Origin of the sequence: Kluyvera georgiana ATCC 51603 (assembly GCF_001654985.1) — a bacterium.
Classification (GTDB): domain Bacteria; phylum Pseudomonadota; class Gammaproteobacteria; order Enterobacterales; family Enterobacteriaceae; genus Kluyvera; species Kluyvera georgiana.
This window is the reverse complement of record NZ_LXEU01000113.1, coordinates 1-2,271: the sequence shown is the minus strand read 5'-3', so window position 1 is coordinate 2,271 and position 2,271 is coordinate 1. Positions and strand designations below refer to the sequence as shown.

1 protein-coding gene is annotated in these 2,271 nt (G+C 53.2%); it reads right to left on the bottom strand.

Annotated elements, in window-relative coordinates; genetic code table 11:
* Positions 1-91: 91 nt before the first annotated feature.
* Complete coding sequence (ltrA, locus tag M989_RS23865; RefSeq protein ID WP_047358972.1) at positions 92-1,600, bottom strand: group II intron reverse transcriptase/maturase; 1,509 nt, start codon at positions 1,598-1,600, stop codon at positions 92-94.
* Positions 1,601-2,271 lie beyond the last annotated feature (671 nt).

Below are 2,271 nucleotides of genomic sequence, written 5' to 3'. Positions count from 1 at the left end.
AGTAGAGTAAGAGGCAGGGCGTAGTCGCACTATTTCCCTGCCTCTCCTCTCCGAACCGGACGTGCACCTTTCAGCGCATCCGGCTCTCCATTTAAACACTGGCAAACGCCATTGCCACTTCTGTGAAACGCGATGTATACGTATTTCTGGCTTCTGTCCTCAGGTAAGGGTTACCTTCTGGCAAGCGCCAGCGGAACAGCTTCTTGCCTTGCCCGACCAACCGATAAAGTACTTCACCGTTGAGCTTCCCGTGGTTGGTTTTACCAAATAAAACCCACGTTTTACTCTGCCCCGGTTTCGGTGATTTACACCACCACCTCATCAGGTAGGCAATACCTTTACGATATTTTCGGGCCAGCCAGTGAGCCAGCTTCCAGAACACCACTCGATCGATATAACTGAATACTTTGGCTTTAAAATCAACGAACTGATAGAACGCAGCCCAGCCTTTCAGTTTCCGGTTGAGTGTCTCAACCATATCGATTTTGCTTTCACTGTAATTGCCTGATAACAAAGCCGTTAGCGACGCAGCGAAGTTTCTGGCTTTCTCCTTCGGGATCGTCGAGACCATCCGCATATCGCCGTAACGACTGCGTTTACGGATGATCCTGTGACCCAGAAAGATAAAACCGTCATTAACATGGGTGATCCGGGTCTTGTCCATGTTCAGCCTGAGTTTCAGACAGCCTTCAAGTACGCTTCGGCACTCTTCTCTGATGGTTTCCGCCTGCGCTTTGGTGCCTTTGACAATAAGCACGAAGTCATCGGCATACCGACAGTACGCCACAGCGGGCTTCCATTGCCAGTTTTCCCTGACCGCTGTACTTCGACCTCGCTGGATACTGTTGTTCCAGTACCAGCGGTCCTTTCGGGCTTTCCCGCTCAGGTAGCGTTTATGCAGATACTGATCGAACTCATTCAGCATAATGTTCGACAGCAACGGCGAGATCACTCCGCCCTGCGGTACGCCTTCACTGGCCGCCCGGAAGAGACCGACATCAACATGCCCCGCCTTGATGGTTTTCCACAGCAGAGTCATGAAACGTGCATCACTGATCCTGCGGCGTACAGCCTTCATCAGCAGTCGATGATGTACGGTGTCGAAGTAACTGGACAGGTCGCCTTCAATTACCCAGCGTCCCCGTGTTTCACCGCAGTCAGTGAGCTGTAATTTCACCGTTCGGATCGCATGGTGGACACTGCGCTCAGGCCGGAAGCCATATGAGAGCGTATGAAAATCACTCTCCCATATTGGTTCCATCGCCATCAGCATGGCTCGCTGAACAATACGATCCCGTAACGCGGGGATGCCCAGTGGTCGCAGTTTGCCGTTGCTTTTAGGAATGTAAACCCGTCTGGCGGGCAAGGGCTGGTAGTGACCTGAGAGTAATTCATTCCTGAGGATTTGTAGCTCAACAGCCAGTCTGGCCTGTAGCATTGTCTTGTTCACGCCATCAACGCCGGGGGTATGCGCCCCCTTTGATGAAAGCGTGATCCGCGCCGCATCAGCCAGCCATTCTGGTTGTGTTATCAGACGCAGCAGCCGTTCAATCCGTCGGGACGGATCGGCTGTTGCCCATGTGGCAAGCTTGCGTTGCATTTCGCTGATTATCAAAGGTCTTCACCTCATTGGGTCAGTTAATTCACTTCGCAAACATATTTAAACTGCTTCCCTTCGCCATGTAATGGGCTTTCCCCACCGCGGACTACTACGGAAGCTCCGCCAGCCAGTGCGTTATCAGGGCCATGCCCCCTTAATATCCGTCACTGACCTTCCCCGGTTCACCTGCCTGGACTCAGACATACTGAGGAGGCTGCCCGTCGCACTCTTTATCCTTGCTTGCCGCAAGTTGGCAGAAGTCAGCAACGCGAGCGTGATAGGCGCTGCTGCCCCGGTGTTTTGCATACATGTCAAAACACCTTCGACCGACAGTGCTTACGTATCACTGGCAGTTCCTCCTGCACGGCCTGTCAGATCACGTAGGCCGTGGTGACATTTTCAACCCACAGAGGCGGATTAACGGGTTCATGTTCTTCAGCCTTTCAGCACTCAACCTTGAGGATCATCTCGGCTTAGTGATCTCGCCTCAATCCCCGTTGTCAGCGGGTTACATCACCCTGCGGGCATGCCGCAGGTCACTGCCGCTCAGGCTCTCCACCGTCACACCCGGTGGGATTGTTGGGCTTCTCGTCATGAGTTGCCGTTTCAATATTCCAGACAGACTCGTGGTTCATTTGAGCATCCATGCCCGCCCTGAACTCCGGGCACAC

Bases quoted from the DNA above. Each gene is read 5' to 3' on its own strand.
- ltrA (WP_047358972.1), bottom strand. From the start codon at position 1,600: ATGCAACGCAAGCTTGCCACATGGGCAACAGCCGATCCGTCCCGACGG.